Here is a 25,103-nt window from a genome sequence, read left to right on the forward strand (position 1 = left end):
CCGAAATCAGGCGAGGATCACAATAATCCGTTTTACGAGGGTTAAGAGAGGTGGGCTGGAATGACGATCTGGCGTGGCTCGCTGCGCCCGTTAATTTGCTCGATCAGCTGCATCGCCGCCTGACGGCCCGCTTCGGCGTAGCCCGGATCGACGGTGACAATCTCCGGATGGAGGAACTTCATCAGCGGCGTGCTGCCCACGCTCGCGAGCTGGACGCTGTCGATGCGCTGCTCCTGCAAATACTTGCTGGCTCCCAGCGCGAGGGTATCGGTGGCGCAGATCAGCGCCGTGGTTTGCGGGGTCAACACGCTCGCCACCTGATCGTAGCCCTGTTTCATCGCCAGGCCGGGCAGGGAGGCAACCGCCGGAAGCGCGTGCTGCTTACAAAATGCGAGATAGGCTTCGTGGCGGCGCTTGCCGGTGGTGACGTCGCTGTGCGGCACGCCGAGGAAGCTGATGTGGCGATGGCCCTGCTCGTACAGGCGCTGCATCAGGGTGAGGATCGCCCCTTCGTCGTCGTAACAGACCGAAGCAAATCCGCTGGCGTCGCGGGCCAGCAGCACCAATGAGGACTGCCAGGGTTTCAGCGTTTCGTCTTTAATGCCGGTAAAACCAAACAGCACTACGCCGTCGATATTGCGTCGTTGCAGCATCCCCAGATGCTCTTCCACCAACGATGGCGAGAACTGGCTCTCCATCATGATCGGATCGTAGCCCTGCTCGTAAAACGCGGGGAGCATGGTTTGCACCGCCAGGTTTTCCGACAGGGAATCGAGACGCGAAACAATGATGGCGACTACTTTGTCGCTCTGTCCGCGCATGGCGCGCGCGGAGCGGGAAGGGGAAAAACCGTGCTGATTCATGACCGCCTCGACGCGTTCGCGCGTGCGTTCGCTGACGCCACTCTCGTTGTTCAGTACGCGCGACACGGTGGATTTCCCCACGCCGCTTAAACGGGCGATGTCTTTAATGGTCAGGCGGTTCTGCATCCTTTATTCCCTGTAACGGCGGCAAGTCGTCAATTGAGACTACTGCTTACGATTTAATTCGCAATGAGCAAAGTCTGGTATATGTACGGTTTAAATCTGCGGGCGTATCATACCGCCCGAATCGCTACTAAAGGTATGGTTAAAACACGATACTGCGCCGCGATTAACCCTTTTTTTACTTACCGGAGGCCGTATGGATCCCGATCCCACACCTCTCCAGCAATGGAGTTTAAGTACTTTCCGGTAAGCCAGTCGTCCTCTAACTGTCTCGCCGGTGATGTGAGGCAGTGACATCTCAATGTTCCTGCTATAAAAATTTAAGTGCCATTCAGGTACCGCCTTGCTGCGCCTGAAGGTAACACTGCGTCCGCCTTTGCGGATGCGGGGGACTTTTTATGCTGAAAAATATCACCCAGCAGCTGCTTGCTCAGCTTCACCGCCACCTGCCGCGCCGTCTCGTTCAGCGCGATCCGCTACCTAACGCTAAAAATCTGGCCGGGGCCGCCATTCCGCCCACGCTGACGGAACATTGCCTGAAAGCCGCCGCGATGGACGAAAACGAAGTCTGGCGCGCCTTCGGCGGTCACCCGGAAGGGCTGAATGCGGCGGAAGTGGAAAAAACACGCGCCGAGCACGGCGACAACCAAATCCCGGCGCAAAAACCGGCTCCGTGGTTTGTCCATCTCTGGCTCTGCTATCGTAACCCGTTCAACCTGCTGTTGACCGTGCTGGCGATTATCTCTTACGCCACTGAAGATCTGTTTGCCGCAGGCGTGATTGCCCTGATGGTGGCGATCTCGACGATGCTCAACTTTATTCAGGAAGCGCGCTCCACCCGTGCGGCGGACGCCCTGAAAGCGATGGTCAGCAACACCGCCACCGTCCAGCGCGTCATCAATGAGAAGGGCGAAAGCGCCTGGCTCGAGCTGCCTATCGATCAGCTGGTGGTGGGCGACATTATCAAGCTGGCGGCGGGGGACATGATCCCGGCGGACCTGCGTGTGGTGCAGGCCCGTGACCTGTTCGTTGCCCAGGCGTCCCTGACCGGTGAATCCCTGCCGGTTGAGAAAGTGGCGCGCAGCCGCGACCCACAGCAAACCAACCCGCTTGAAAGCGATACCCTGTGCTTTATGGGCACCACCGTGGTGAGCGGCACCGCGCAGGCGATCGTCATTGCCACGGGCGGCAATACCTGGTTCGGACAGCTTGCCGGACGCGTCAGCGAGCAGGAAAGCGAGCCGAATGCGTTCCAGAAAGGCATCGGTCGCGTCAGCATGCTGCTGATCCGTTTCATGATGGTGATGACGCCTGTCGTGCTGCTCATCAACGGCTACACCAAAGGCGACTGGTGGGAGGCGGCGCTGTTTGCCCTCTCCGTAGCGGTCGGCCTGACGCCGGAAATGCTGCCGATGATTGTCACCTCCACGCTGGCGCGCGGGGCGGTGAAGCTCTCCAAACAGAAAGTGATTGTGAAACACCTCGACGCCATTCAGAACTTTGGCGCGATGGATATTCTCTGCACCGATAAAACCGGCACCCTGACGCAGGATAAAATTGTGCTGGAGAATCATACGGATGTCTCTGGCAAAGTCAGCGAGCGCGTGCTGCAAACCGCGTGGCTGAACAGCCACTACCAGACCGGGCTGAAAAACCTGCTGGACGTCGCAGTGCTGGAAGGGGTGGACGAAGATTCTGCGCGCACGCTCTCAACGCGCTGGCAAAAAGTGGATGAGATCCCGTTCGACTTCGAGCGTCGCCGCATGTCGGTGGTGGTGAGCGAGCAGGCGGATGTGCATCAGCTGATCTGCAAAGGAGCGCTGCAGGAGATCCTCAATGTCTCCACCCAGGTGCGTCATAACGGTGAAATCGTGCCGCTGGACGACACCATGCTGCGCCGCATCAAACGCGTCACCGATAACCTGAACCGTCAGGGGCTGCGCGTGGTGGCGGTCGCCAGCAAATTCCTGCCGGGCCGCGAAGGGGATTATCATCGCGTCGATGAGTCGGATCTGATCCTCGAAGGGTACATCGCCTTCCTCGATCCACCGAAAGAGACCACGGCACCGGCGCTGAAAGCGCTGAAAGCCTCCGGCATCACCGTGAAAATCCTCACCGGCGACAGCGAGCTGGTGGCAGCGAAAGTGTGCCACGAAGTGGGGCTGGATGCGGGTGAGGTGGTGACGGGCAGCGACATCGAAACGCTCTCTGACGACCAACTTGCTGCGCTTGCCAAAACCACCACCCTGTTTGCGCGCCTGACGCCGATGCATAAAGAGCGCATCGTGACCCTGTTGCGCCGCGAAGGGCACGTGGTCGGCTTTATGGGCGACGGCATCAATGATGCCCCGGCGCTGCGCGCGGCGGATATCGGGATTTCCGTTGACGGCGCGGTCGATATTGCCCGTGAAGCGGCCGATATCATCCTGCTGGAAAAGAGCCTGATGGTGCTGGAAGAGGGCGTGATCGAAGGGCGTCGCACTTTCGCCAACATGCTGAAATACATCAAAATGACCGCCAGCTCTAACTTTGGTAACGTCTTCAGCGTGCTGGTGGCAAGCGCCTTCCTGCCGTTCCTGCCGATGCTGCCGCTGCACCTGCTGATTCAGAACCTGATGTATGACGTCTCCCAGGTGGCGATCCCGTTTGATAACGTTGATGACGAACAAATTCAAAAACCGCAGCGCTGGAACCCGTCCGATCTCGGTCGTTTCATGCTGTTCTTTGGCCCAATCAGCTCGATCTTCGACATTCTGACCTTCTGCCTGATGTGGTTTGTGTTCCACGCCAACACGCCGGAAAACCAGACCCTGTTCCAGTCCGGCTGGTTCGTGGTCGGCCTGCTGTCGCAGACGCTGATTGTGCATATGATCCGTACGCGCCGCATTCCGTTCATCCAGAGCCGCGCCGCGTGGCCGCTGATCATCATGACCGGCGTGGTGATGGTGCTGGGTATCGCGCTGCCGTTCTCACCGCTGGCGAGCTACCTCAGCCTGCAGGCGCTGCCGCTGAGCTACTTCCCATGGCTGGTGGCAATTCTGGCGGGCTACATGGTCCTGACCCAGATGGTGAAAGGGTTCTATAGCCGTCGGTACGGTTGGCAGTAAGGTTTTTCCCCTCACCCTAACCCTCTCCCTGTGGGAGAGGGGACTTTGACTCCCTCTCCCCGTGGGAGAGGGCCGGGGTGAGGGCATCAGGCCGCACAACACTGAGCCGCCACCCGGCAAAATAGCCTTCCTCCCAAATTCCCCAACCTGTGATCCCCGTCATGCGCTGTGCTTGACGACAATTTGTACGCATGTTAACAAAATGTTTTGTCTGTTTTTGGCCCGTCAAATTCTGATAAGGAACATTATGTTACGTCTTAGCCTCATCACCGCCGGGCTGTTGCTCGGCACCTCTGCGCTGGCCGCTCCGGCAGGCGATCTGCCGTTAATGCCCTGGCCTGCACACGTTGAACGTCCTGCAAAGCAGGGCGCACTGATCCTCAGCGATAACCTCTCCGTCAGTATCAGCGGGGACGATCTGGGCGATGCCGCGAACCGTCTGCGCCAGCGCATTGCGCTGCAAACCGGCTGGACGCTCCAGCCTCAGGCCGATAAACCCGGAAAGCCCACCATCGCCATCACTATCGCCAAAAAAGTGAAGCCGCAGCCGCTGCCGGACAGCGATGAAAGCTACAAACTCACCGTGGATGCGAACGGCGTGAACCTCACCGCCAATACCCGCTTCGGCGCGCTGCGCGGGATGGAAACTCTGCTCCAGCTGATTCAAAACGGTGCCGAAAACACCTCGATTCCGTGGGTGTCGATTAACGACGCCCCGCGCTTCCCGTGGCGCGGCCTGCTGCTCGATTCGGCGCGCCATTTTGTGCCGCTGGAAGATATCAAACGTCAGATCGACGGCATGGCGGCGGCGAAGCTGAACGTTCTGCACTGGCATCTGACGGACGATCAGGGCTGGCGGTTTACCTCGAAGCGCTACCCTAAACTGACGCAGCTCGCCAGCGACGGGCTGTTCTACACGCCAGAGCAGATGCGCGACGTGGTGCGCTACGCCACCGCGCGTGGTATTCGCGTGGTGCCGGAGATTGACATGCCGGGTCACGCGTCGGCGATTGCCGTGGCCTATCCGGAGCTGATGAGCGCGCCGGGACCCTATGAGATGGAGCGCCACTGGGGCGTGTTAAAACCGGTTCTCGATCCGACCAAAGATGCGACTTACACCTTCGCCGACGCGATGGTCAGCGAACTGGCGGCGATCTTCCCCGATCCGTACCTGCACATCGGCGGCGATGAAGTTGACGATACCCAGTGGAAAAACAACACCGCCATCCAGCAGTTTATGCGCGACAACAAACTCGCCGACAGCCACGCGCTGCAGGCGTATTTCAACCGCAAACTGGAAACCCTTCTTGAGAAACACCACCGGCAGATGGTCGGCTGGGACGAGATCTATCATCCGGACCTGCCGAAAAGCATTCTGATCCAGTCCTGGCAGGGTCAGGATGCCCTCGGCGAGGTGGCGAAACACGGCTATAAAGGCATCCTCTCCACCGGTTTTTACCTCGATCAGCCGCAGTCCACCGCCTATCACTATCGCAATGAGATTGTGCCGCAGGGCTTAAACGGCATGGATATCATCGCCGATTCCGACAGCGCCCAGAGCTGGACTTTCTCCATGCCGCGCCTGAAAGGCAAACCGGTCGAGGGCAGTTTCACCCTGGTGAAAGGCGTTTCCGGCTGGCGCGGATTTATCGATTTCAGCGGCAAATCCCGCCGCGCGGTGGACAACATCGAATGGCGCGACGACAACCAGGTGAGCTTCACCGTCGACACCTGGATGGGCGAAACGCGCCCGGTGGTGAATGTGTCGGACGACAAACTCACCGGCTATTTCCTGTTGGGCAACGCCCGCTACCCGATCTCCGGCGCGCGTCTCAATGAGGTGCCGGAAGGTATCCAGCCGACGGTGCCAGATGCCGATCAGCAGGCCAACCTGCTCGGCGGCGAAGCAGCGCTATGGGCAGAAAACGTGATTTCCCCGGTTCTGGATATCAAACTCTGGCCGCGGGCGTTTGCGGTGGCGGAGCGCCTGTGGTCGGCGCAGGACGTGAAGGATATCGACAACATGTACACCCGTTTGCAGGCGATGGACAGCTGGACGACGGTGTCGGTCGGGCTGCAGCAGCACAGCCAGCAGCAGGCGCAGTTCACCCGTCTGGCGAATAACGCCGACACGGTGCCACTGCAGATCCTTGCTCAGGCCGTGGAGCCCGCGCAGTATTACACCCGCCAGCACCTGAAATTCCAGGCCGGGAATTATCATCAGTTTGAGCCGCTAAACCGCTACGCCGACGCACTGACCGCCGAGAGCGCCACGGTCCGTCAGATGGATAAGTGGGTCGAGCGGTTAGTAAGCGATGCGGAAGATACGGAAAGCGCGGAAGCCCTGCGCCACGTCTTTACCCGCTGGCAGAACAACACCAGCGACGCGCTGGCGCTGAGTGAGAGCAACTATCAGCTGAAAGCCATCAAACCGGTGATTCAGGAGGTGGACAAACTGGCGTCGATTGGCCTGCGTCTGACGGATCTGGTGGCGCGTCAGGGGACGCTGGATGATAAGGAGATCGCCTCGATTCAGAGCGAGCTGGATAATGCGGCGAAGATACAGGATGAGGTGGTGATTGCGGCGGTTTATCCGCTGGAGAAGTTGCTTAGGGCAACGCGGAATCAGTAAGTTGGGTGTGTTATAAAATCAAAAAGGCCTGATTTTCAGGCCTTTTTTGCATAATTCAGTTAGATTTCTCGCCACTCACGCACAAGGTGACCTTCGAGTTTTCTGCGTAATAAAGTGGCAGAAGAGTGCTTTTTGCCCTTCGCCAGATTGGCTTTGAGGTCATGCAGTTGTGCTTCAGGGTTGGCAGAATGCGCGTTCAACTCAGCAGACGCTAAGGCCTGAAATACCGTCTTCCCGCCATTCCTGGAGGCGAGAAGTGCGCAGCGTTCTTGCTTAGTGTAAGACGACATAGTTTGCTCTCCCCTCTGTAACTGTTTTGTATGCCTGTAAATCTTCTGATATCAGTGGTCGCGGAGCTTTCTTAAGTAACCCTGTCTTTTCATTATAACGCGGCTCATTTTTTAACCCAAGCATGTAGTCATAGATCTCTTCAAGAGTGATACGGCGACCCATATCGACCACTCCGCCTGAGGCTGCCTGAAAAACGAAGCCACCGATATGAAATATCTCATTGTGTGCAATCAAAGCCAGTGAGACCGATTGCAACACGACAGCGCTGCCTAAGCCCTCAAATCTGACATGGCGAAAATCGGCCAAATTACCCATACCGTCAAAGACGTCAAAATACACTTCTGCCATGCCGTTAACCGGGAATGGCACGCCTGCTGGCATTTCGTATCCGATCCGACTAAAGGTCATTTCCTCAACCAGACTTCCAATGATGACCGTGTAGGTTTCGTTACCGGCAACAAACACGTAGCTGTGGTGAACCCGACGATCATAGACGAACCTTTTCCTCCTCAGGCCGTAATCTTCAAGAAAAACTTCTTCTTCAATGCGCACTCATTTCCCCCATCTAAAGCATTAGAAAGATTGTGGGTAAACCATACTCTTCGGGATAAAAAACAGGACGTTGGAAATGGGATGAGTTTGGGAAAATGCGTAGCTACTTCAGAGGAAAAGGCTGGCGAATGAAACGTTGCAAGAAAACCGTCAGCCTGGGCCGCAAAACATTATGATGAGGGGGGGATTGCGGCGGTTTATTCGCTGGATAAGTTGCTTAGGGCGGTGCGGAATCAGTAGGTTTTTTCGGGATTCGTTGGGCATGGGAGGTGGTTCCGTTCACCTCATGATCAGCAGAATATAATCACTCTTTTACCTGTGAACGTGACAAGGGGGCTGCGCGGCCCCCTTGTCAATCCCCGCGCCCCGCCATGAAATCGGTGCTTCGCACTGCGCTCACCTCCCGGCCTGCTGCCTGCGGCCGGCTCGACTCGACATCCTGTCTCGTTTCGCCTCTGGTCGCCATCCCTGGCGCCCAGACCTTGTCATCCGGCCTCCGGTTCGCCGATTTCTGCGGGGACCAACACCGGTGCCAAATGTAACGTTTCATTCCGGCTTTAATTATGTCGGAAGCGGCTTCGCAGTTTGTAAATTCAGAGCACTGTTTGTTTATCCAGAAGAGTAGAATTGGGCTTACGCGATGAGGAGTTTAATCAGAGCGGGAAATTAAGAAGCGCGATGCAAAGGTGTCCTACCACCCTTACACCGCTAACCACAAACAACTGACTGAGGAGTTATTTATGGCTGTAAACGAGTTTATTCCAGATCCCACTATTGCCCAAACAGATCCTGAGAGATCAGAGGGTAATGATCATTTCCCCGAGGTGACTCGCAAAAAGGACGCCCGTCGTCTGCACGGCAAGGCCCTGAATGAGGCAACGGCTCATGCGAGAGCCGACACGCCCCAGTCCAGCGCCGCCTGCTGCGAACTTTATTCCCGTATGGGTCATCGCTTCCTCCCGCTTGCCGGAGAGTGGCTGCCAAAAGCCGGTTTTATCGACGGGATGCCGGTAAAAATCCGTGTCATGCCAGACTGCATCATCATCACCCCGCAAAACACCCGCGAGCTGTGGGGCTGCCTGGAAGGGATGAGCGTGGCGGGAATCAATCAACAGCGCGTGGCGGAGTGGTTGAAGACGTTTCCTGGGGCGCTGAATGATACGGGGAATATTCCAGCGACCAGGCGGCAGTCGAAGGATTGGGTTCGTCCCGCTTAATCACCTGACCGTTGCCTAAATTTGGCACCGGTGTGGGTCCCCGCTGAAATCGGCGAACCGGAGGCCGGATGACAAGGGCTGGACGCCAGGGATGGCGGCCAGAGGCGAAACGAGACAGGATGTCGAGTCGAGCCGACCGCGGGCAGCAGGCCGGGAGGTGAGCGCAGTGCGCAGCACCGATTTCTTTGCGGGGCGCGGGGATTGAAAAGGGGGCCGCGCAGCCCCCTTTTCACGTTCACAGGTTATGAAGCAATTATATTCTGCCGAACATAAGGTGAACGGAACAACCTCAGATGCTTAACAGATCGGCACAACTCAGCCCCAATCAGCGACGAACCGCAATCGCCTCAATCTCAATCTTCACATCTTTCGGCAGACGCGCCACTTCCACACAAGAACGCGCCGGGAAGGTCGCCTCGTGCTCGTTGAAGAACGCTTCGTAAGTGGCGTTAACGGTCGCAAAATCATTCAGATCTTTGACGAAAACAGTCGTTTTCACGATATCGCCCACTTTCAGGCCCGCGGACTCAACGATCGCTTTCACGTTTTCCAGCGACTGACGCGCCTGAGCCGCCACATCGTCTGGCACTTCGCCGGTTTTCGGGTTCACCGGGATCTGACCGGAAGTGATAATCATGCTGCCGAGATCTACGCCCTGAACGTAAGGACCGATAGCCGCTGGTGCATTTTCCGTCGCAAGTACTTTGCTCATGTTTTCTCCAGGATAACAGCGTTAAAAAGTTCCCGGCCATTATACACATCATCCTTCACGCCGCCTCTTCGTTGGCTGCGTCCTCATACCCCGGTCACATAGTTTCCTATGCTCCCGGGGATATTCGGACTTGCCGCCTCGATGCGACGCGAATGATTTCGTGTAACCGGAGTCCGGGATCCCATTACCAACCTCAATTAGTTGGCCAGCACCACATAATGAGAAAACTCTTTTTCGCAGTATTTGCATTTGAGTGCGATGTCATTCGCCCGTTTTTTCACTGCAAAACTGGACGAAACCGGCTCAGCATGACTGATGCAGTTGCTGTTCGGGCAGATCAGTACGTGCTCAATACGTTCCGGTAAGTTCGGGCGTGATTTGCCCACCACTTCGTAATCGTCGATGCGATTCACCGTCGCGTCCGGAGCGTACAGGGACAGTTGGTTCACCTGCTCGTCGGTCAGGAAGGTGTTCTCGATTTTGATCAGGTCTTTGCGGCCCATCTCGCCGGACGGCAGGTTCAGGCCGATGGTGATGCGCTGGTCGGTTTCGGTCAGCTTGAACAGCGTCAGCAGCTTAAAGCCCACCATCGCCGGGATATGGTCAATCACGGTGCCACGTTTGATGGCTTCAACCTGGAGTTTATTATCATGTGTCATTGTCATTTCCCCTTACAGAGCGAATTCGCGATTCAGAACCAGTGCCAGTAACGCCTGGCGAGCGAAGATGCCGTTCCCGGCCTGCTGGAAGTACCAGGCGTGCGGCGTCTTGTCCACGTCGGTGGCGATTTCGTCGATGCGCGGCAGCGGGTGCAGCACTTTCATGTTGGTACGCGCGCCTTCAAGGTCACTGGCGCGCAGGATGAACTGGGCTTTGACGTTGGCGTACTCGGACGGGTCCAGACGCTCTTTCTGCACACGGGTCATGTACAGAATATCCACTTCACCCATCACCTCTTCGATGCTCGCGTGCTGGCTCCACTGGATGCCTTTTTCGTCGAGCATGTCGAGAATGTACTGCGGCATCGCCAGCGCGGCCGGGGCGATAAAGTAGAAACGGTTGCCGTTAAATTTCGCCAGCGCCTGGGCCAGTGAGTGGACGGTGCGGCCATATTTCAGGTCCCCGACCATCGCGATGTGCAGGTTTTCCAGACGACCCTGGGTCTCCTGAATGGTGAACAGATCCAGCAGGGTTTGCGTCGGATGCTGGTTCGCGCCGTCCCCGGCGTTCAGCACCGGAATGCCGCCGGAGAACTCGGTCGCCAGACGTGCGGCGCCTTCCTGCGGGTGGCGCATCACAATCGCGTCCACGTAGGTGCTGATGACGGAGATGGTGTCCGCCAGCGTCTCGCCTTTTTTGCCGAGCGACGTATTGCTGCCGTCGGAGAAACCGACCACGCTCGCGCCGAGGCGGTGCATCGAGGTCTCGAACGACAGACGGGTGCGGGTGGAGGCTTCAAAGAAGCAGCTGGCGATCACTTTGTGCTTGAGCAGCTCGGGCTGTGGGTTGGCCTTCAGTTTTGCCGCGGTATCCAGAACCAGTTCCAGCTCTTCGCGGCTGAGGTCATTGATGGAAATGATGTGTTTTTGATAAAGCGGATTCATGTTTATCTCCTGACGCCGGGCAAAAAAAAGCCCCTCAAATGAGGGGCTCTGGGAATAGGGTTATCAACGGGAAGAAAAACGGCAGGCCAGCGTCTGTTTTCAGACGCGGTATGACTGTATGTCGTACACGCTTGACCATGACTTCCTCCCGGCAAATTGTCGGGCATTATACTCAGCTCGATTTTCTGATCAAGCGATTAATGCACACTTTACTCAGTGCAAACGGTTCTATTTGAATATTAATGCGTTCTGAGTAAATAATTAATTTGCTTGTGCACCAGCGCCGTGCGCTTCACCACGCGGGGCGCGACCCAGACAATACTGCTTCCGGCCACTACACCTAAAATTTCCGGTAACTGGTGATAATCCAGAATTCGCGCCACGGCGCGGCCATATCCGGCGACGGTATGGATAAGGATAAACTCGCTGTTGTGCTCTACGCTGACCACCATTTCGGAGATCGAACGGGCCGCGTCCGGGGCGGGGCGTAACTGCGGATTCATCGAATAAATCTTTTGCCCTTTGGCATTTCGAATTTTTATGACACCCAGCAATTTCAGCAGACGGGAGACGCTCGACTGGCTGATGCTGTCAAACCCGCGCTCCTGCAGGTCTCGGCGGATTTCTTCCTGGGAAAGGTAGCTGTTCTCGCTAATCAGGCTCTGGCATACCGCGAGCTGAAGTTGTTCTTTTGGGGAGTATTCTCCATATTCCATCATCTGGTTCCCATCTCTGTTGCCAACAAAAAATGCCCGGTGGCGCTACGCTTACCGGGGCTACAAAAAGATCACCGTAGGCCGGATAAGCGCAGCGCCATCCGGCAAATCAGATAAGCGCACCCAGGCTTAACGTCGCCATAATCAGCACCGTCAAAATCCCCAACAGCGGGGCGACCCACTTGAGATAACGCACGTACGGCACGCGCGCGATCGCCAGTCCACCCATCACCACGGCGGACGTCGGAGTGACCAGATTGACAATCCCGGAAGCTGACTGGTACGCCGTCACGACCAGGTCGCGGTTGACGTTAGCGAAATCGGCGAGCGGTGCCATGATCGGCATCGTCAGAACGGCAAGGCCCGAGGAAGAAGGCACCAGAAACGACAGCACCACTTCCAGCCAGTACATGACGTTAATAAACGCCACCGTTGACAATCCCGTGACCATATCTTCCGCACTGTGCAAAATCGTGTGCGTAATCATGCCCTTATCCATGATGACTACGATACCGCGCGCAATCCCAATAATCAGCGCGACGCCCAGCAAATCCCGCGCCCCGTTGATAAATGTTGAGGTCAGCTCCTCTTCGCTCATGCGGGCAATCAGGCCGACGATGATCGCGCTGGCGAGGAACACCGCAGAAATCTCCGCCATCCACCAGCCGAGCACCGCCACGCCGTAGATCATTACCGCGAAGGCGAGAGCGAAAATCACCAGGATCACTTTGCGCACCGGGGTAAATTCCAGCGACTGCTCGCCTTTATCGCCGAGGAAATGCGCGCGGTTTTCAGCCTCTTTGTCGGCGACGATCGACAGGGTCGGATCCTGGCGCACCTTGCGGGCGTAGCGCATCACCCACCACACGCAGATCACCCAGCCGATCGCCAGCAGCGCCACGCGGAGCATGATTCCGTTGGTGAACGGGATCCCGGCGGCGTTGGCGGCGATCACCGTGGCGAACGGGTTTATGGTGGAGCCGAGCGTGCCGATCCCCGCGCCGAGCAGCACGGTAGACGCCGCGACCACCGGATCAAAACGGGCGGCGAGCATCACCGGGACGAGCAGCGTGTAGAACGGCAGCGACTCCTCCGCCATGCCGTAAATCGTCCCGCCCGCGGCGAACAGCGCCATCAGGATCGGGATCATCCACTCTTCGCGGCCCCGCAGGCGGGTGGTGACGCGCTCGATCCCGGCGTCAATCGCCCCGGTTTTGGTGACGATCCCTAAAAACCCGCCGATGATCAGAATAAACAGCGCGACGTCGATTGCCCCCGCCTGGCCCGATTCAGGATCGTACAGCCCGGCGATCGGCGCCATCAGCACCGAGACGATCCCCTGCGGATGCGCGGCGACGTGCGCGTAAGTTCCGGCAATGGGCACTTCTTTGCCGAGCGTGGCGTTCATCGCCATCTGGTACTGCCCGGCTGGAACAATCCAGCTCAGGGCGGCGACCACGGCGATCAGGAAAAAGAGAATGGTGTAAGCGGAAGGAAATTTGAACTTGCCCATGATGTTCTCCTTGCCCCGGCGCAGCCTGTGGCCGCGCCGGGCGGTGATTAGTCGCCGAGTGTCGCCACCATGACCGCTTTAATGGTGTGCATGCGGTTCTCTGCTTCGTCGAAGACGATAGAGTTCGGGGATTCGAAGACCTCTTCCGTCACTTCCAGCCCTTTCAGGCCGTATGCCATCTCGATTTCGCGGCCCACTTTGGTGTGTTCGTTGTGGAACGCCGGCAGGCAGTGCATGAATTTCACGTTCGGATTGCCGGTGGCTTTCATCACCTGGGCGTTGATCTGGTACGGCGTCATCAGGCTCACGCGCTCTGCCCATGCCTCTTTCGGCTCACCCATCGACACCCAGACGTCGGTGTAGAGGAAATCGGTGCCGTGGACGCCTTCGTTCACGTCGTCAGTGAGGGTGATGCGCGCCCCGGTCTCTTTGGCGATGGCGCGACATTGCTCAACCAGCCCGGCTTCCGGCCAGAAGGATTTTGGGGCGACCAGGCGGATGTCCATCCCCATCTTCGCCGCGCCGACCATCAGGGAGTTGCCCATGTTGTTTCGCGCATCGCCCAGATAGGCGAAGCTCAGCTCCGGCAGGGTTTTGCCCGGCGCGTGCTCGAGCATGGTCATCAGATCGGCGAGGATTTGCGTCGGGTGGAATTCGTTGGTCAGGCCGTTCCACACCGGCACGCCCGCGAACTCGCCGAGCTCTTCGACGATCTCCTGGCCGTAACCGCGATACTCGATGCCGTCATACATGCGGCCCAGCACGCGGGCGGTGTCTTTCATCGACTCTTTATGGCCAATCTGCGATCCGCTTGGGCCGAGGTAGGTGACCTGCGCGCCCTGGTCGAACGCGCCCACTTCAAAGGCGCAGCGCGTGCGGGTGGAGGTTTTTTCGAAGATCAGGGCGATGTTTTTGCCGACTAAGGTCTGTTTTTCACGCCCGGCTTTTTTGGCGGCTTTCAGGTCGATGGCGAGATCGATCAGGTACTGGATTTCTGCCGGGGTGTAGTCCAGCAGTTTGAGGAAGTTGCGGTTTTTCAGGTTGATGGTCATGTGGTGATCCTTTTTAAATTTGAGTTGTCTGGTGCCCTCACCCCGGCCCTCTCCCACAGGGAGAGGGAGTATGAGTTCCCTCTCCCCTTGGGAGAGGGTTAGGGTGAGGGGAAAATACGAATCAATTGCGAATCAACGTCCCCTTATCCCCCGCCAGAATCGCAGCGCCATCGGCCAGCGCGCCGATCCCGGCGATGCCGTTGCACGCCTCGACAAATTCACGACAGGCGCTCACTTTCGGCCCCATCGATCCGGCGTCGAACTGCATGGTTTTGAGCACATCCGGCGAGACCTGCGCCAGCGGGCGTTGGGTCGGCGTGCCCCAGTCGAGGTAGACCGCGTCGGCGTCCGTGAGGATCAGCAGCGCATCGGCTTCTATCTGGCGGGCCAGCAGGGCGGCGGAGAGATCTTTGTCGATCACCGCCTCAATGCCGTGGTAGCCATTGGCGTTTTCCACCACCGGGACACCGCCGCCGCCATTGCAAATCACCAGGTGATCGCGGGCGATAAGGGCGGTGATGGCGTCGCTCTCGACGATGCGTTTCGGCTGCGGGGAGGGCACCACGCGGCGGAAGTAGCTCCCGTCGGCCTTAAACACCCAGCCTTTTTCCGCCTGCAGGGTTTTCGCCTGCTCTTCGCTGTACACCGGGCCGATGTATTTGGTCGGGTTGCGAAACGCCGGGTCGGCGGCGTCGACTTCGACCTGAGTCAGCAGCACGCTCACTTCGCGCTGCGGCAGGTTGTTTTTCAGCGCTTGCTGGAGCATGTAGCCGATCATTCCCTGGCTTTCGGCGCCGAGGATGTCGAGTGGGTAGGGTGTGACCTTGTCGTAGGCGCTGTTCTGCAGCGCCAGTAGCCCGACCTGCGGGCCGTTACCGTGAACCAGCACCACGCGCCACTGAGCGGTGAGTCCGGCGATCGTGCGGGCGGCCAGCTCGATGTTCTGACGCTGAATATCCGCTTCCAGCGGCTCGCCGCGTTTGAGCAGCGCATTGCCGCCCAGTGCCACGACCAGAGTGGGTTTTCTTTCCATGATGGCTCCTTTAAATTCCGTCTCGTTCCAGCGGGCAGCTCATGCAGCGCGCGCCGCCGCGACCGCGTCCGAGTTCATCCCCCGGAATCGGCAGCACGGTGATCCCGGCTTTGTCGTATTTCTCGTTGGTCCAGATGTTGCGCTCGTAGCCGATCACCACGCCGGGGCGAATGGTCAGCACGTTGTTGGCATCGTTCCACTGCTCGCGCTCGGCTTCGAAGGCGTCGCCGCCGGTGGTGATCAGGCGTACCTGGTTAATGCCTAAGGCTTTTTCGATGGCGTGAAGCAGATCCGTTTCCTGAGTGCGCAGCAGGCCGCCGCGTCCGTCCGGGGTGAGCGTCCAGCACTGGGCGTCTTTGCGCACCACTTCCGGGTAGACTGAGAAGGTGTCGACGTCGATGTGGGTCATGACCGTGTCGAGGTGCATGCAGGAGCGGTGTTTCGGCAGCTCGACGGCGATGACCCGTTCGGCCTGGCGATGCTGGAACAGGCTTTGCGCGAGGAATTCCACGCCCTGCGGGGTGGTGCGTTCGGACATGCCAATTAATACTGCGCCGCGACCAATGACTAATACGTCGCCGCCTTCTAAAGTGGCGTGGTCGTAATTAATATTCTCGTCGCCGAAGTATTTAATAAAATCGCCGTCGGCAAAGGCCGGGTGCCAGCGATATATTGCCCGCAGGTTATTGGTTTCACGCTGACGCGCCGGTTTTGCCATCGGGTTAATCGACACTCCGTTATAAATCCAGCATGAAGTATCGCGAGTAAATAAGTGGTTCGGCAGCGGCTTCATAATAAAATCATTTGCCGTATGGGTATCGACCACCATATTTTTAATAAAGGCAGGAATTTCCCCGTAGGTTAAGCCGCCGCTCAGACGGCGCGCCAGTTCGCGATGCGGCATATCCGCCAGCCAGCCGCGGACGTCGTTGGCGAAGGTTGGTCCGAGGCGATAATCGGATATTTGGGTTTCTAATAGCCAGGCTTTAGCCTCAGCAATATCAAGTGTTTGGGTAATCAAATCGGTTAACAGCAGGACTTCCACACCCTGTTCGCGCAGGGTGTTTGCGAAGATGTCATGCTCTTCACCCGCCCGCTCAACCGATAACACGTCATCGAATAACAGCTCCTGGCAGTTAGACGGCGTTAAGCGTTTCAGACTTAAATTCGGGCGATGCAGCATAACGCTACGCAATTGACCAATTTCAGAACCGACGTAATGCTTTTCCATAATTATTCCTTTAACTGTTTTTTCAGAATAAAAAGGGCTGTGCTATGAACAGGTATTAATTCATAGCCCTTTAAGCTCAATTGATTTCACGGCCAATAGTAAGCGCTTAAGAATTGGGTTTTGTGATATTGCTCACGCAGGATCGGATATTAACGAGTTTGTTTTCTATTGCATGACTCGCATCAGATAATGCTTAATTAGCCATTATTCGCGAGTGAATGGCTAAGCATAAATCGCTGGGGTTATTTGAGGTTGTTATTATTATGTAGATAGAAACAATCGGACATAAATAATCAATGCATTGATTTTTATGAATAAATTATTTTGGTCAGCATGAATATGCAATTAAAGGCGTTATCTATTTTTTCCTTAAGCCAAATTAATAAATAACTATCCAGAATAAATGAAATTAACCGAGTGAATAAAGTGTGACCCGGAAGCGTGTTTTTTCCATACATTATTTAAATCAGTGGGTTACTGGTTTACAGAAGATCACCCGGACCGGTGTTATGCATAATCGCTGCATAGTTGCCTGGCTGGCTTTAACAGGCGGATAACACATTTTCCGATAAACATGCGCTGCCGCAAAGATGGTGTAGAAAGGGCTGGTATGGCAGTGGAAATTCTCGTATAAAAGTCGAAATTGAAACATTGTTTTATATTGAGGGTTTAGACATGATCGTTGGCAATATCCATCATCTCCAGTCCTGGCTGCCGGAAGAGCTGCGTCAGGCTATCGAACACGTCAAAGCGCACGTTACTGAAGCGACCTCGCTCGGTAAGCACGACATCGACGGCAACAACCTCTTTTACCTGGTCTCGGAAGACATGACCCAGCCGTTCGCCGAGCGCCGCGCGGAGTACCACGCCCGCTATCTGGATATCCAGATTGTAATGAAAGGCCAGGAAGGGATGACGTTCAGCACTCTGCCGCACGGCACGCCGGACACCGACTGGCTGGCAGACAAAGACATCGCGTTCCTGCCGGAAGGTGAGCAGGAAAAAACGGTGGTGTTGAGTGAAGGGGATTTTGTGGTGTTCTATCCGGGTGAAGTGCATAAGCCGCTGTGCGCGGTGGGCAGCCCGGCGCAGGTGCGGAAGGTGGTGGTGAAGATGTTGGTGGGCTAGTTTACCCCTCACCCTAACCCTCTCCCACAGGGAGAGGGGACTGTTCGGCGCTGCTTTATTCCCTCTCCCGTGGGAGAGGGTCAGGGTGAGGGCACCAGACCGCAGAGGACTACGGCTGCCCAAGCGTCGCTACCATCACCGCCTTAATCGTATGCATCCGGTTTTCCGCCTGGTCAAACACGATGCTCGCCGCCGACTCAAACACCTTATCCGTCACTTCCATCCCGCCGTGCAGATCGAACTCCTTCGCCATCTGCTTGCCGAGCGTGGTTTGATCGTCGTGGAATGCGGGCAGACAGTGCAGGAACTTGACGTTCGGATTGCCCGTCAGGGCCATCATTTCACAGTTCACCTGATAGCCGCGCAGCAGCTCGATCCGCTCTGCCCACTTCTCTTTCGGCTCGCCCATCGATACCCACACGTCCGTATAGATGAAGTCCGCGCCTTTCACGCCAGCGATAATATTTTCCGTCAGGGTGATTTTGCCGCCGTTCTTCAATGCCAGCGCGCTGCACTCCGCGACCAGGCTCTCTTCCGGCCAGCAGGCTTTCGGAGCCACCAGACGCAGATCCAGCCCGACCAGCGCCGCCGCTTCCAGCATCGAGTTGCCCATGTTGTTGCGCGCATCGCCCGCATAGACCAGCGTCATCTGGTTAAAGGCTTTGCCCGGCAGGTGCTCCTGCATGGTCAGCAGATCCGCCAGCAGCTGGGTCGGGTGGAACTCGTTGGTCAGCCCGTTCCACACCGGCACGCCTGCGTATTCCGCCAGGGTTTCGACCACTTCCTGCCCGTGGCCGCGATACTGAATCCCGTCGTACATCCGCCCGAGTACGCGAGCGGTATCCTTAATTGACTCTTTATGCCCAATCTGACTGCCGCTCGGGCCGAGATAAGTGACGCGTGCACCCTGGTCAAATGCGGCAACTTCGAAAGAGCATCGTGTACGGGTTGAGTCTTTTTCGAAGATGAGCGCGATATTTTTGCCAGTAAGCTTCTGTACTTCTTTGTTATTTTTTTTATCGGCTTTCAGCTGAGCGGCAAGCGACAGCAGAGAATGCAGTTGCGCAGGGGTAAAATCGAGCAATTTCAGGAAGTGCTTTTTATACAGTTCAGACATGTTATCCTCACATGGCTAAGGCCACTTATTGAATTAAAATTCACTTTATATGTATGAATATTCATTTGCAACCCTGTTTCACAAATCTTTCTTACATTAGGTGGAGGCAAACACGTCCGTGTGTGAAAATAGAAGTATCTGCCGAACTTAAAGAGGAACGAGCCATGGCAAACCCAGAACTGCTGGAAGAGCAACGCGAAGAGACGCGCCTGATCATTGAAGAGCTGCTGGAAGACGGCAGCGATCCGGACGCGCTTTACACCATCGAGCACCATTTCTCTGCAGATGACTTTGAATCGCTGGAGAAACTGGCGGTAGAAGCGTTCAAAATGGGTTACGAAGTGACCGAGCCGGAAGAGCTGGAAGTGGAAGAGGGCGAAACCGTCATCTGCTGCGATATCCTGAGCGAAGGCGCGCTGAAAGCAGAACTGATCGACGCGCAGGTTGAGCAGCTGATGGATCTGGCCGAGAAGTTTGAAGTGGAATACGACGGCTGGGGAACTTACTACGAAGATCCAAACGGCGAAGACGGCGATGACGAAGACGATGAAGATTTCGTCGACGAAGATGACGACGGCGTGCGCCACTAAGTGTTATCTGCGGCAGCTTCGGCTGCCGCTTTGCAAGGTTTCATAATGGACTATCCGCAGATACTCAGCCCCGTTCTTAACTTCCTCCACTGCCCGACCCCGCAAGCCTGGATTGATAAAGCCCGCGACCCGGCGAACCTGCCGCTGCTGCTCACCGACCATATGGTGTGCGAACTCAAAGCCGCCCAGACCGCGCTGCTGCTAGTGCGTAAATATGTCGCCGACAAAAGCGGGGCCGACGCGCTGCTCGAGTGGCTCAAACCCTACGAAGCCTTCACCTTCCGCGACGGCCCGGAACCAGATTTTATCGCCCTGCATAAGCAGATTGGCAAAAGCGTGATGCCCAAAACCGACGACCCCTGGGGCCAGGCGTTGATCGACAGCATGGTGCTGCTGATTAAAGAGGAGCTGCACCACTTCTGGCAGGTGCGCGAGGCGATGCTGGAGCGCAACATTCCGTACGTCAAAATCACCGCCAGCCGCTACGCCAAAGGGATGCTGAAGGAAGTGCGCACTCACGAACCGCTGACGCTGATCGACAAACTGATCTGCGGGGCGTACATCGAAGCGCGCTCCTGCGAGCGTTTCGCCGCGCTGGCCCCGTTCCTCGACGATGACCTGCAGAAGTTCTATCTCTCGCTGCTGCGCTCGGAAGCGCGCCACTATCAGGACTATCTGACGCTGGCTCAACAGGTCAGCGACAAGGATATCTCTTCACGCGTACAGCAATTTGGCGAAATAGAAGCCACACTTATCTCGACACCGGACAGTGAGTTCCGTTTTCACAGCGGCGTGCCGGTGTAATCCGACAGATCAAAAGGATGCGAGACGATGAAGAGAGCCTGGAAACCGATTGTGATTGTTGCCGTACTGGCCGCCGCCGTGGCGTGCTGGGTCTACTACGATAAGCAACGCCTGCAACACACCCCCGAACAGCAGCTCGACACCACGCTCAACAGCATGCCTGCCTGGCAGGTGCTGAAGGAGCAAGACCCCGCATTCCAGCAACGCATCCGCAGCCAGATCCTCGCGATGCAGAAAGAGGGCGATTCCGAGCAGCAGATTATCGACGTGATTCAACCGCAGATCCTGCACCTGCAAATGTCGCGCCTGCAGACCGCGCCGGACGCGAGCGTGGTGGATTATATGAAGGCCAACATGGAACAGACCGCCGCCATCCAGAAGGTGAGCGACGACGCCTGTTTTCGTTTCCTCTACCCGGACGTGAAGGGCGGCATCAACCCGCTGCGGGTGCTGGATAAACCGATGATGCAGCGCCGCATGCAGGCTGACGCCGACATGATGCGCGCCGCCTACGGCAAAAACCGCCACACGGTGACGGCGCAGGAGCGCGACACCGCCGTCGCCGACGTGCGCCCGATCATGAAGGAGCTGGCCGCGAAGTACGGCGAGGATATCCAGCTGTTGCAGGCTCCGGACAAGGCGGTGGGCAAAGAGAAGCTGTCGTGCGATATGGTGCAGGAGATGTGGGCCAAAGTGCTGCAACTGCCTGAAAGCCATGCTGCCGGTGTGATCCGTCTGGCGGTTTCCGAGCTGGAGTAGGCCTTACGCTGGTTTTTTCAACACTTAGCGCAGGATCCACGCGCTGCCGCTTGCAAGGCAGCGCGTGACAGGTATAATCCACAACGTTTCCGCATACCCCTTCAGTGCCGAAGTGGCGAAATCGGTAGACGCAGTTGATTCAAAATCAACCGTAGAGATACGTGCCGGTTCGAGTCCGGCCTTCGGCACCAAATATGCAAAATTAGACGTCTACTGACGTCTTTTTTTGTCTCTAAAATCCAGCAGTTACGCTGTTTATCCCCTTATCTTTGTCTCCTGACGTCTACTCATATCTATCAACATCTACCCACTATTGATGGTATAACCGTTGGTATTCTCGATTCGATAACATTTGATACCAACAGTTGGGGGTTAGCCAATGGCACTCACTGATATCAAGGTATGAACGGTAAAGCCGTTAGATAAACCCTTCAAACTCACTGATGGTGAGGGGATGCACCTTCTCATAAATCCAAATGGGTCAAAATACTGGCGGCTGCAATATCGCTTTGGTGGTAAGCAAAAGATGTTGGCTTTAGGAGTCTACCAAACCGTCACTCTTGCTGATGCTCGTAAGCGACGTGAAATAGCGAAAAAGTTGATATCTGATGGAATCGATCCAGCTGAAAAGAAAAAAGAGGACAAGATTGAACAAAACGGTTCGACTACCTTCAAATCGGTAGCCAGAGATTGGCACGCTTCTTGTAGTAAAAAATGGTCTTCTTCTCATAGTGAACGTGTGTTGAAGAGTTTGGCTGATAATCTTTTCCCCTCCATTGGCAAAAGCAAAATTTCTGATCTCAAAACAAGAGATTTGCTCGCCCCTATCAAAGTTGTTGAAGCATCTAAGCGTTATGAAGTTGCTGCACGTCTACAACAGCGAACGACGGCAATAATGCGTTATGCCGTTCAAAGTGGGTTAATTGACTACAATCCAGCACAAGAGATGGCGGGAGCGATAGCTGTCGCAAAGCGTGAACATCGTCCTGCTTTAGATTTTGAACGCATACCTGAGCTTTTGGACCGTATCGAATGCTTTAAAGGTAGAAAGTTAACCAAATTAGCCGTCAAGTTGGCCTTGATGGTATTTATACGATCAAGTGAGCTTCGTTTTGCTCGGTGGTCAGAAATTGATTTCGAACGTGCTATGTGGACCATCCCTGCAGAACGTGAACTAAACATTCCCATCGTGGTTCAAAGATGCGCACACCCCATCTTGTTCCGTTAAGTAGTCAGGCGCTGGTAGTTTTGAAAGAGATTAAAGCTATCAGTGGTGATCATCATCTGATTTTCATAGGCGATCACAATCCTGAAAAGCCAATGAGTGAAAACACTGTGAACACAGCTCTCCGAGGGATGGGGTATGACACTAAAACCGAGGTATGCGGTCATGGTTTTAGAGCAATGGCTTGTAGCGCTTTGATAGAGTGTGGATTGTGTTCAAAGGATGCCGTGGAACGCCAGATGAGCCATCAAGAACGTAATTCTGTGCGCGCTGCTTACATTCATAAAGCTGAACATCTGGAGGAGCGTAGATTGATGGTGCAATGGTGGGCTGATTATCTGGATGCTAATTGCGAAAGGGTGATCCGATCGTTTGAGTTTGCCAACAGGTGATTATTTTGGTTAGAAAACCTCCGTAAACCGCTTGATAACCCATCACGTAAAAATATAACCATTTGTTTTAAATGTGTTTAATAGCCATCAATAGTTAATGACTATTAAACCATTTCATTGTGATTTTACAGCAATATTTGATATCGTAGCAGTATTAGATAACGAGGGAATAACCATGATATCAGGTCTTGATGGTGGAAATTTCATCCTCAGCTCAATGGCTAAGGAAAGGGTCAAATCAGGCATACTTGATAGAGCAATGATAGAAGGCTCTAAAGGCGGGTATAGCGTGATTTTTGATGGTTCAGAGTGGAATGGTAAACCCTTGGTCTTATGTAGCTCCAGACAGCCTTATGAAGCACGTATCTTCAAAAGTATTGATGGTGCGGTAGCCGAACTGCTGCGCATAGGCTTGAGTGAAGCTTCAATCAAAAACACCACAAAATCGAACTCCAAATAGTCAGGTTTAAAATGGATATGCAAAAAGAAACGATTTTTTCAGAAGTTGAAACAGCAAATAGTAAACAACTTGCTGTGTTAAAAGCTAACTTCCCACAGTGTTTTGATAAAAATGGGGCGTTCATTCAAGAAAAGCTGCTTGAGATCGTTAAATCATCCGATGTTGAGCTCTCTAAAGAGTCGTACAGTTTAAATTGGCTGGGCAAGTCCTATGCCCGGCTGTTGGCTAACTTACCACCAAAGACGTTCCTCACCGAAGATAAAGACCATAACCAACGTGAAGAGAACAAGAGCAGTCAAAATCTGTTGATCAAAGGGGATAACCTTGAAGTATTAAAGCATATGGTTAATGCGTATGCTGAAAAGGTTAAAATGATTTACATTGACCCGCCATATAACACAGGTTCTGATGGGTTTGCCTATAGCGATGATCGCAAGTTTACGCCTGAACAGCTTTCTGAACTGGCAGCTATCGATCTTGATGAGGCTACACGTATCCTCGATTTTACTGTAAAAGGTTCAAGTAGCCATAGTGCATGGCTGACATTCATTTACCCTCGTTTATATGTAGCTCGTGAGCTTTTAAAAGATGATGGAATAATCTGTATTTCAATTGATGAGAATGAACGTTCAAACTTAAAAATATTATGTGACGAAGTATTTGGTGAGTTTAACTTCGCTGGTGAAATAGTATGGAAAAATAGCAGTAAAAACGATCAGGCCTATATTTCAATCCAGCATGAATACTTGTTGTTTTATGTTAAAAGTAAAGAGCATAATTCTGGTCAATGGAGTGAGAAAAAAGAAGGGTTAGATGAAATCTATAAGGCATTTGATGGTTTTAGAAAAAAACATGGTGACAACTGGGCTGCTATACATAAGGACGCTTTGGAATGGTACAATCAATTCCCTGCTTCAAACCCAATAACAAATAGCAAACATTATAATTGGATGGATGAAAGAGGTATTTATTTCCCTGATAATATTTCTAAACCAGCGAATGGTTATTACTATGACATCGAGCATCCTATAACAAAAAAAACCTGTAAAAAACCTGCTGGGGGCTGGCGTTTTATTGAGGATACAATGAAACGTAAAATCAGTGAAAATAGAATACATTTTGGCAAAGACCACACTGTAGTTCCTAACAATAAAACCTATCTTAAGGATACTGAGTTTCAAAGTCTGACCAGTATAAAATTTAAAGATGGACGCGTAGCATCAAATATGTTGAAAAACCTATTTGGTCAGAAAGACATCTTTACAAATCCGAAGGATGTGGGATTGTTATCAGAAATATTTAAGGCTTTAAGTATTGAACATCAAGATATTGTGCTCGATTTTTTTGCTGGATCGGCATCTACTGCTCATGCAATATATAATATGAACTGCAATGAAGAGAAGGAGCTAAAATTCATTTGTATTCAACTGCCAGAGGAGACTAAAGAAAAGTCAGAAGCCTATAGAGCTGGATATAAAAATATCTTTGAAATTACAAAAGCAAGATTACTCAAATCCTCTGAGAAAATTAAAAATGAATACCCTGATTACAGAGGAGATCTAGGTTTTAAAATTTTTGAAACAATCAATGATTTCCGCTCAAAAGATGAATCAGAACTTACTCTGGCTAACCATACATTCTTTGATGATGTTGTATTAACTCAAGAACAGTATGACACCCTATTGACTACATGGTGTGTATATGATGGTAGCTTATTAACAACGCCAATTGAAGATGTTGATCTTAACGGTTACAAAGCGCACTTGTGCGATGGTCGTCTGTATCTGATTGCACCTAACTTCACCAGTGAAGCTCTGAAAGCTTTGCTTCAAAAGTTGGATTCAGACAAAGACTTTGCTCCTAACAAAGTTGTGTTTTATGGAAGCAACTTTGAAAGTGCAAAACAGATGGAACTCAATGAAGCACTAAAAAGCTATGCTAATAAAAAATCTATTGATATAGATTTGGTAGTGAGGAACTAA

Annotated in this window: 24 protein-coding genes, 1 tRNA gene and 1 pseudogene; 12 read left to right on the forward strand and 14 right to left on the reverse strand. The window is 54.2% G+C overall.

Going from position 1 to position 25,103, the window contains the following annotated elements:
- Positions 1 to 41 precede the first annotated feature (41 nt).
- The gene (gene treR, locus U9O48_RS02885) at positions 42 to 989 is read right to left on the reverse strand and encodes a trehalose operon repressor TreR (protein WP_285145764.1); all 948 of its coding nucleotides are present in this window, start codon (positions 987 to 989) and stop codon (positions 42 to 44) included.
- A 193-nt stretch (positions 990 to 1,182) separates the two neighbouring features.
- On the opposite strand from treR, the gene mgtL reads away from it, so the two are divergent.
- The 3 genes from mgtL (at position 1,183) to U9O48_RS02895 (ending at position 6,725) form a co-directional block, all read left to right on the forward strand.
- The gene (gene mgtL / locus U9O48_RS23315) at positions 1,183 to 1,236 is read left to right on the forward strand and encodes a mgtA regulatory leader peptide MgtL (protein WP_350315582.1); all 54 of its coding nucleotides are present in this window, start codon (positions 1,183 to 1,185) and stop codon (positions 1,234 to 1,236) included.
- Between the two features lie 148 nt (positions 1,237 to 1,384).
- Positions 1,385 to 4,093, forward strand: coding sequence for a magnesium-translocating P-type ATPase (gene mgtA / locus U9O48_RS02890; protein WP_285145765.1), 2,709 nt, complete (start codon positions 1,385 to 1,387; stop codon positions 4,091 to 4,093).
- A gap of 247 nt (positions 4,094 to 4,340) precedes the next feature.
- Entirely contained in the window at positions 4,341 to 6,725 is a 2,385-nt protein-coding gene (locus tag U9O48_RS02895) for a beta-N-acetylhexosaminidase (RefSeq protein WP_324723485.1), read from the forward strand.
- 59 nt (positions 6,726 to 6,784) lie between these two features.
- On the opposite strand, the gene U9O48_RS02900 is transcribed toward U9O48_RS02895, so the two are convergent.
- Together U9O48_RS02900 and U9O48_RS02905 are read right to left on the reverse strand one after the other, a co-directional pair.
- Entirely contained in the window at positions 6,785 to 7,015 is a 231-nt protein-coding gene (locus tag U9O48_RS02900) for a hypothetical protein (protein WP_285145767.1), read from the reverse strand.
- Entirely contained in the window at positions 6,999 to 7,568 is a 570-nt protein-coding gene (locus tag U9O48_RS02905; RefSeq protein ID WP_285145768.1) for a hypothetical protein, read from the reverse strand. Before U9O48_RS02905 ends, U9O48_RS02900 begins: the two co-directional genes overlap by 17 nt.
- Positions 7,569 to 8,308: 740 nt before the next feature.
- Here U9O48_RS02905 and U9O48_RS02910 point away from each other — a divergent pair.
- A complete protein-coding gene (locus tag U9O48_RS02910; RefSeq protein WP_285145769.1) occupies positions 8,309 to 8,785 on the forward strand; it encodes a SymE family type I addiction module toxin in 477 nt (158 codons plus the stop codon).
- A gap of 325 nt (positions 8,786 to 9,110) precedes the next feature.
- On the opposite strand, the gene ridA is transcribed toward U9O48_RS02910, so the two are convergent.
- From ridA to arcA, 9 genes are all read right to left on the reverse strand, one after another.
- The gene (ridA, locus tag U9O48_RS02915) at positions 9,111 to 9,497 is read right to left on the reverse strand and encodes a 2-iminobutanoate/2-iminopropanoate deaminase (RefSeq protein ID WP_202674092.1); all 387 of its coding nucleotides are present in this window, start codon (positions 9,495 to 9,497) and stop codon (positions 9,111 to 9,113) included.
- Positions 9,498 to 9,694: 197 nt separating this feature from the next.
- Positions 9,695 to 10,156 (reverse strand): aspartate carbamoyltransferase regulatory subunit, encoded by a 462-nt coding sequence (pyrI, locus tag U9O48_RS02920; protein ID WP_282493382.1) that lies wholly within the window; start codon positions 10,154 to 10,156, stop codon positions 9,695 to 9,697.
- 12 nt (positions 10,157 to 10,168) lie between these two features.
- Positions 10,169 to 11,101, reverse strand: coding sequence for an aspartate carbamoyltransferase (pyrB, locus tag U9O48_RS02925; protein WP_095280561.1), 933 nt, complete (start codon positions 11,099 to 11,101; stop codon positions 10,169 to 10,171).
- 34 nt (positions 11,102 to 11,135) lie between these two features.
- The gene (locus tag U9O48_RS02930; protein ID WP_095280562.1) at positions 11,136 to 11,240 is read right to left on the reverse strand and encodes a pyrBI operon leader peptide; all 105 of its coding nucleotides are present in this window, start codon (positions 11,238 to 11,240) and stop codon (positions 11,136 to 11,138) included.
- Positions 11,241 to 11,340: 100 nt separating this feature from the next.
- Positions 11,341 to 11,820, reverse strand: coding sequence for an arginine repressor (locus tag U9O48_RS02940; RefSeq protein ID WP_095280563.1), 480 nt, complete (start codon positions 11,818 to 11,820; stop codon positions 11,341 to 11,343).
- Between the two features lie 106 nt (positions 11,821 to 11,926).
- Entirely contained in the window at positions 11,927 to 13,330 is a 1,404-nt protein-coding gene (locus tag U9O48_RS02945; protein WP_285157666.1) for a YfcC family protein, read from the reverse strand.
- Positions 13,331 to 13,377: 47 nt separating this feature from the next.
- Positions 13,378 to 14,382, reverse strand: coding sequence for an ornithine carbamoyltransferase (argF, locus tag U9O48_RS02950; protein WP_285145770.1), 1,005 nt, complete (start codon positions 14,380 to 14,382; stop codon positions 13,378 to 13,380).
- A gap of 121 nt (positions 14,383 to 14,503) precedes the next feature.
- The gene (arcC, locus tag U9O48_RS02955; protein ID WP_285150377.1) at positions 14,504 to 15,415 is read right to left on the reverse strand and encodes a carbamate kinase; all 912 of its coding nucleotides are present in this window, start codon (positions 15,413 to 15,415) and stop codon (positions 14,504 to 14,506) included.
- A gap of 10 nt (positions 15,416 to 15,425) precedes the next feature.
- Positions 15,426 to 16,646: an arginine deiminase gene (gene arcA / locus U9O48_RS02960; RefSeq protein ID WP_282493386.1), complete on the reverse strand. Its 1,221-nt coding sequence runs from the start codon at positions 16,644 to 16,646 to the stop codon at positions 15,426 to 15,428.
- A 675-nt stretch (positions 16,647 to 17,321) separates the two neighbouring features.
- On the opposite strand from arcA, the gene U9O48_RS02965 reads away from it, so the two are divergent.
- Positions 17,322 to 17,774 carry a YhcH/YjgK/YiaL family protein gene (locus U9O48_RS02965; RefSeq protein ID WP_324723486.1) on the forward strand — a complete coding sequence of 151 codons (453 nt, stop codon included), beginning with the start codon at positions 17,322 to 17,324 and terminating at the stop codon, positions 17,772 to 17,774.
- A 109-nt stretch (positions 17,775 to 17,883) separates the two neighbouring features.
- Here U9O48_RS02965 and argF (U9O48_RS02970) read toward each other — a convergent pair whose 3' ends face one another.
- Positions 17,884 to 18,891 carry an ornithine carbamoyltransferase gene (argF, locus tag U9O48_RS02970; protein ID WP_282493388.1) on the reverse strand — a complete coding sequence of 336 codons (1,008 nt, stop codon included), beginning with the start codon at positions 18,889 to 18,891 and terminating at the stop codon, positions 17,884 to 17,886.
- Positions 18,861 to 19,166, reverse strand: coding sequence for a putative translational regulatory protein ArgL (gene argL / locus U9O48_RS23320; RefSeq protein WP_416382140.1), 306 nt, complete (start codon positions 19,164 to 19,166; stop codon positions 18,861 to 18,863). Before argL ends, argF (U9O48_RS02970) begins: the two co-directional genes overlap by 31 nt.
- Here argL and rraB point away from each other — a divergent pair.
- The 7 genes and pseudogenes from rraB to U9O48_RS03005 all read left to right on the forward strand — a co-directional run bounded on the left by rraB (position 19,056) and on the right by U9O48_RS03005 (position 25,103).
- Positions 19,056 to 19,481 carry a ribonuclease E inhibitor RraB gene (gene rraB / locus U9O48_RS02975; protein ID WP_100777805.1) on the forward strand — a complete coding sequence of 142 codons (426 nt, stop codon included), beginning with the start codon at positions 19,056 to 19,058 and terminating at the stop codon, positions 19,479 to 19,481. The genes argL and rraB overlap by 111 nt on opposite strands.
- Positions 19,482 to 19,526: 45 nt before the next feature.
- Positions 19,527 to 20,285, forward strand: a complete 759-nt coding sequence (gene miaE / locus U9O48_RS02980; protein ID WP_324723487.1) for a tRNA isopentenyl-2-thiomethyl-A-37 hydroxylase MiaE — start codon at positions 19,527 to 19,529, stop codon at positions 20,283 to 20,285.
- A 27-nt stretch (positions 20,286 to 20,312) separates the two neighbouring features.
- Positions 20,313 to 21,044 (forward strand): topoisomerase II, encoded by a 732-nt coding sequence (locus U9O48_RS02985; RefSeq protein WP_103948342.1) that lies wholly within the window; start codon positions 20,313 to 20,315, stop codon positions 21,042 to 21,044.
- 106 nt (positions 21,045 to 21,150) lie between these two features.
- Positions 21,151 to 21,235, forward strand: a tRNA-Leu gene (locus U9O48_RS02990).
- Between the two features lie 188 nt (positions 21,236 to 21,423).
- A pseudogene (locus tag U9O48_RS02995) lies at positions 21,424 to 22,661 on the forward strand (tyrosine-type recombinase/integrase).
- A 97-nt stretch (positions 22,662 to 22,758) separates the two neighbouring features.
- Positions 22,759 to 23,121, forward strand: a complete 363-nt coding sequence (locus U9O48_RS03000) for a hypothetical protein (RefSeq protein ID WP_324723488.1) — start codon at positions 22,759 to 22,761, stop codon at positions 23,119 to 23,121.
- Positions 23,122 to 23,132: 11 nt separating this feature from the next.
- Entirely contained in the window at positions 23,133 to 25,103 is a 1,971-nt protein-coding gene (locus U9O48_RS03005; RefSeq protein ID WP_324723489.1) for a site-specific DNA-methyltransferase, read from the forward strand.

This window comes from Lelliottia sp. JS-SCA-14, assembly GCF_035593345.1.
Taxonomy (GTDB): Bacteria; Pseudomonadota; Gammaproteobacteria; order Enterobacterales; family Enterobacteriaceae; genus Enterobacter; species Enterobacter wanjuensis.

Coding starts and splice junctions, on each gene's coding strand:
- treR (WP_285145764.1), bottom strand. CDS start 989: ATGCAGAACCGCCTGACCATTAAAGACATCGCCCGTTTAAGCGGCGTG.
- mgtA (WP_285145765.1), top strand. CDS start 1,385: ATGCTGAAAAATATCACCCAGCAGCTGCTTGCTCAGCTTCACCGCCAC.
- U9O48_RS02895 (WP_324723485.1), top strand. CDS start 4,341: ATGTTACGTCTTAGCCTCATCACCGCCGGGCTGTTGCTCGGCACCTCT.
- U9O48_RS02900 (WP_285145767.1), bottom strand. CDS start 7,015: ATGTCGTCTTACACTAAGCAAGAACGCTGCGCACTTCTCGCCTCCAGG.
- U9O48_RS02910 (WP_285145769.1), top strand. CDS start 8,309: ATGGCTGTAAACGAGTTTATTCCAGATCCCACTATTGCCCAAACAGAT.
- ridA (WP_202674092.1), bottom strand. CDS start 9,497: ATGAGCAAAGTACTTGCGACGGAAAATGCACCAGCGGCTATCGGTCCT.
- pyrI (WP_282493382.1), bottom strand. CDS start 10,156: ATGACACATGATAATAAACTCCAGGTTGAAGCCATCAAACGTGGCACC.
- pyrB (WP_095280561.1), bottom strand. CDS start 11,101: ATGAATCCGCTTTATCAAAAACACATCATTTCCATCAATGACCTCAGC.
- U9O48_RS02930 (WP_095280562.1), bottom strand. CDS start 11,240: ATGGTCAAGCGTGTACGACATACAGTCATACCGCGTCTGAAAACAGAC.
- U9O48_RS02940 (WP_095280563.1), bottom strand. CDS start 11,820: ATGATGGAATATGGAGAATACTCCCCAAAAGAACAACTTCAGCTCGCG.
- U9O48_RS02945 (WP_285157666.1), bottom strand. CDS start 13,330: ATGGGCAAGTTCAAATTTCCTTCCGCTTACACCATTCTCTTTTTCCTG.
- argF (WP_285145770.1), bottom strand. CDS start 14,382: ATGACCATCAACCTGAAAAACCGCAACTTCCTCAAACTGCTGGACTAC.
- arcC (WP_285150377.1), bottom strand. CDS start 15,415: ATGGAAAGAAAACCCACTCTGGTCGTGGCACTGGGCGGCAATGCGCTG.
- arcA (WP_282493386.1), bottom strand. CDS start 16,646: ATGGAAAAGCATTACGTCGGTTCTGAAATTGGTCAATTGCGTAGCGTT.
- U9O48_RS02965 (WP_324723486.1), top strand. CDS start 17,322: ATGATCGTTGGCAATATCCATCATCTCCAGTCCTGGCTGCCGGAAGAG.
- argF (WP_282493388.1), bottom strand. CDS start 18,891: ATGTCTGAACTGTATAAAAAGCACTTCCTGAAATTGCTCGATTTTACC.
- rraB (WP_100777805.1), top strand. CDS start 19,056: ATGGCAAACCCAGAACTGCTGGAAGAGCAACGCGAAGAGACGCGCCTG.
- argL (WP_416382140.1), bottom strand. CDS start 19,166: ATGGTGCTCGATGGTGTAAAGCGCGTCCGGATCGCTGCCGTCTTCCAG.
- miaE (WP_324723487.1), top strand. CDS start 19,527: ATGGACTATCCGCAGATACTCAGCCCCGTTCTTAACTTCCTCCACTGC.
- U9O48_RS02985 (WP_103948342.1), top strand. CDS start 20,313: ATGAAGAGAGCCTGGAAACCGATTGTGATTGTTGCCGTACTGGCCGCC.
- U9O48_RS03000 (WP_324723488.1), top strand. CDS start 22,759: ATGACTATTAAACCATTTCATTGTGATTTTACAGCAATATTTGATATC.
- U9O48_RS03005 (WP_324723489.1), top strand. CDS start 23,133: ATGGATATGCAAAAAGAAACGATTTTTTCAGAAGTTGAAACAGCAAAT.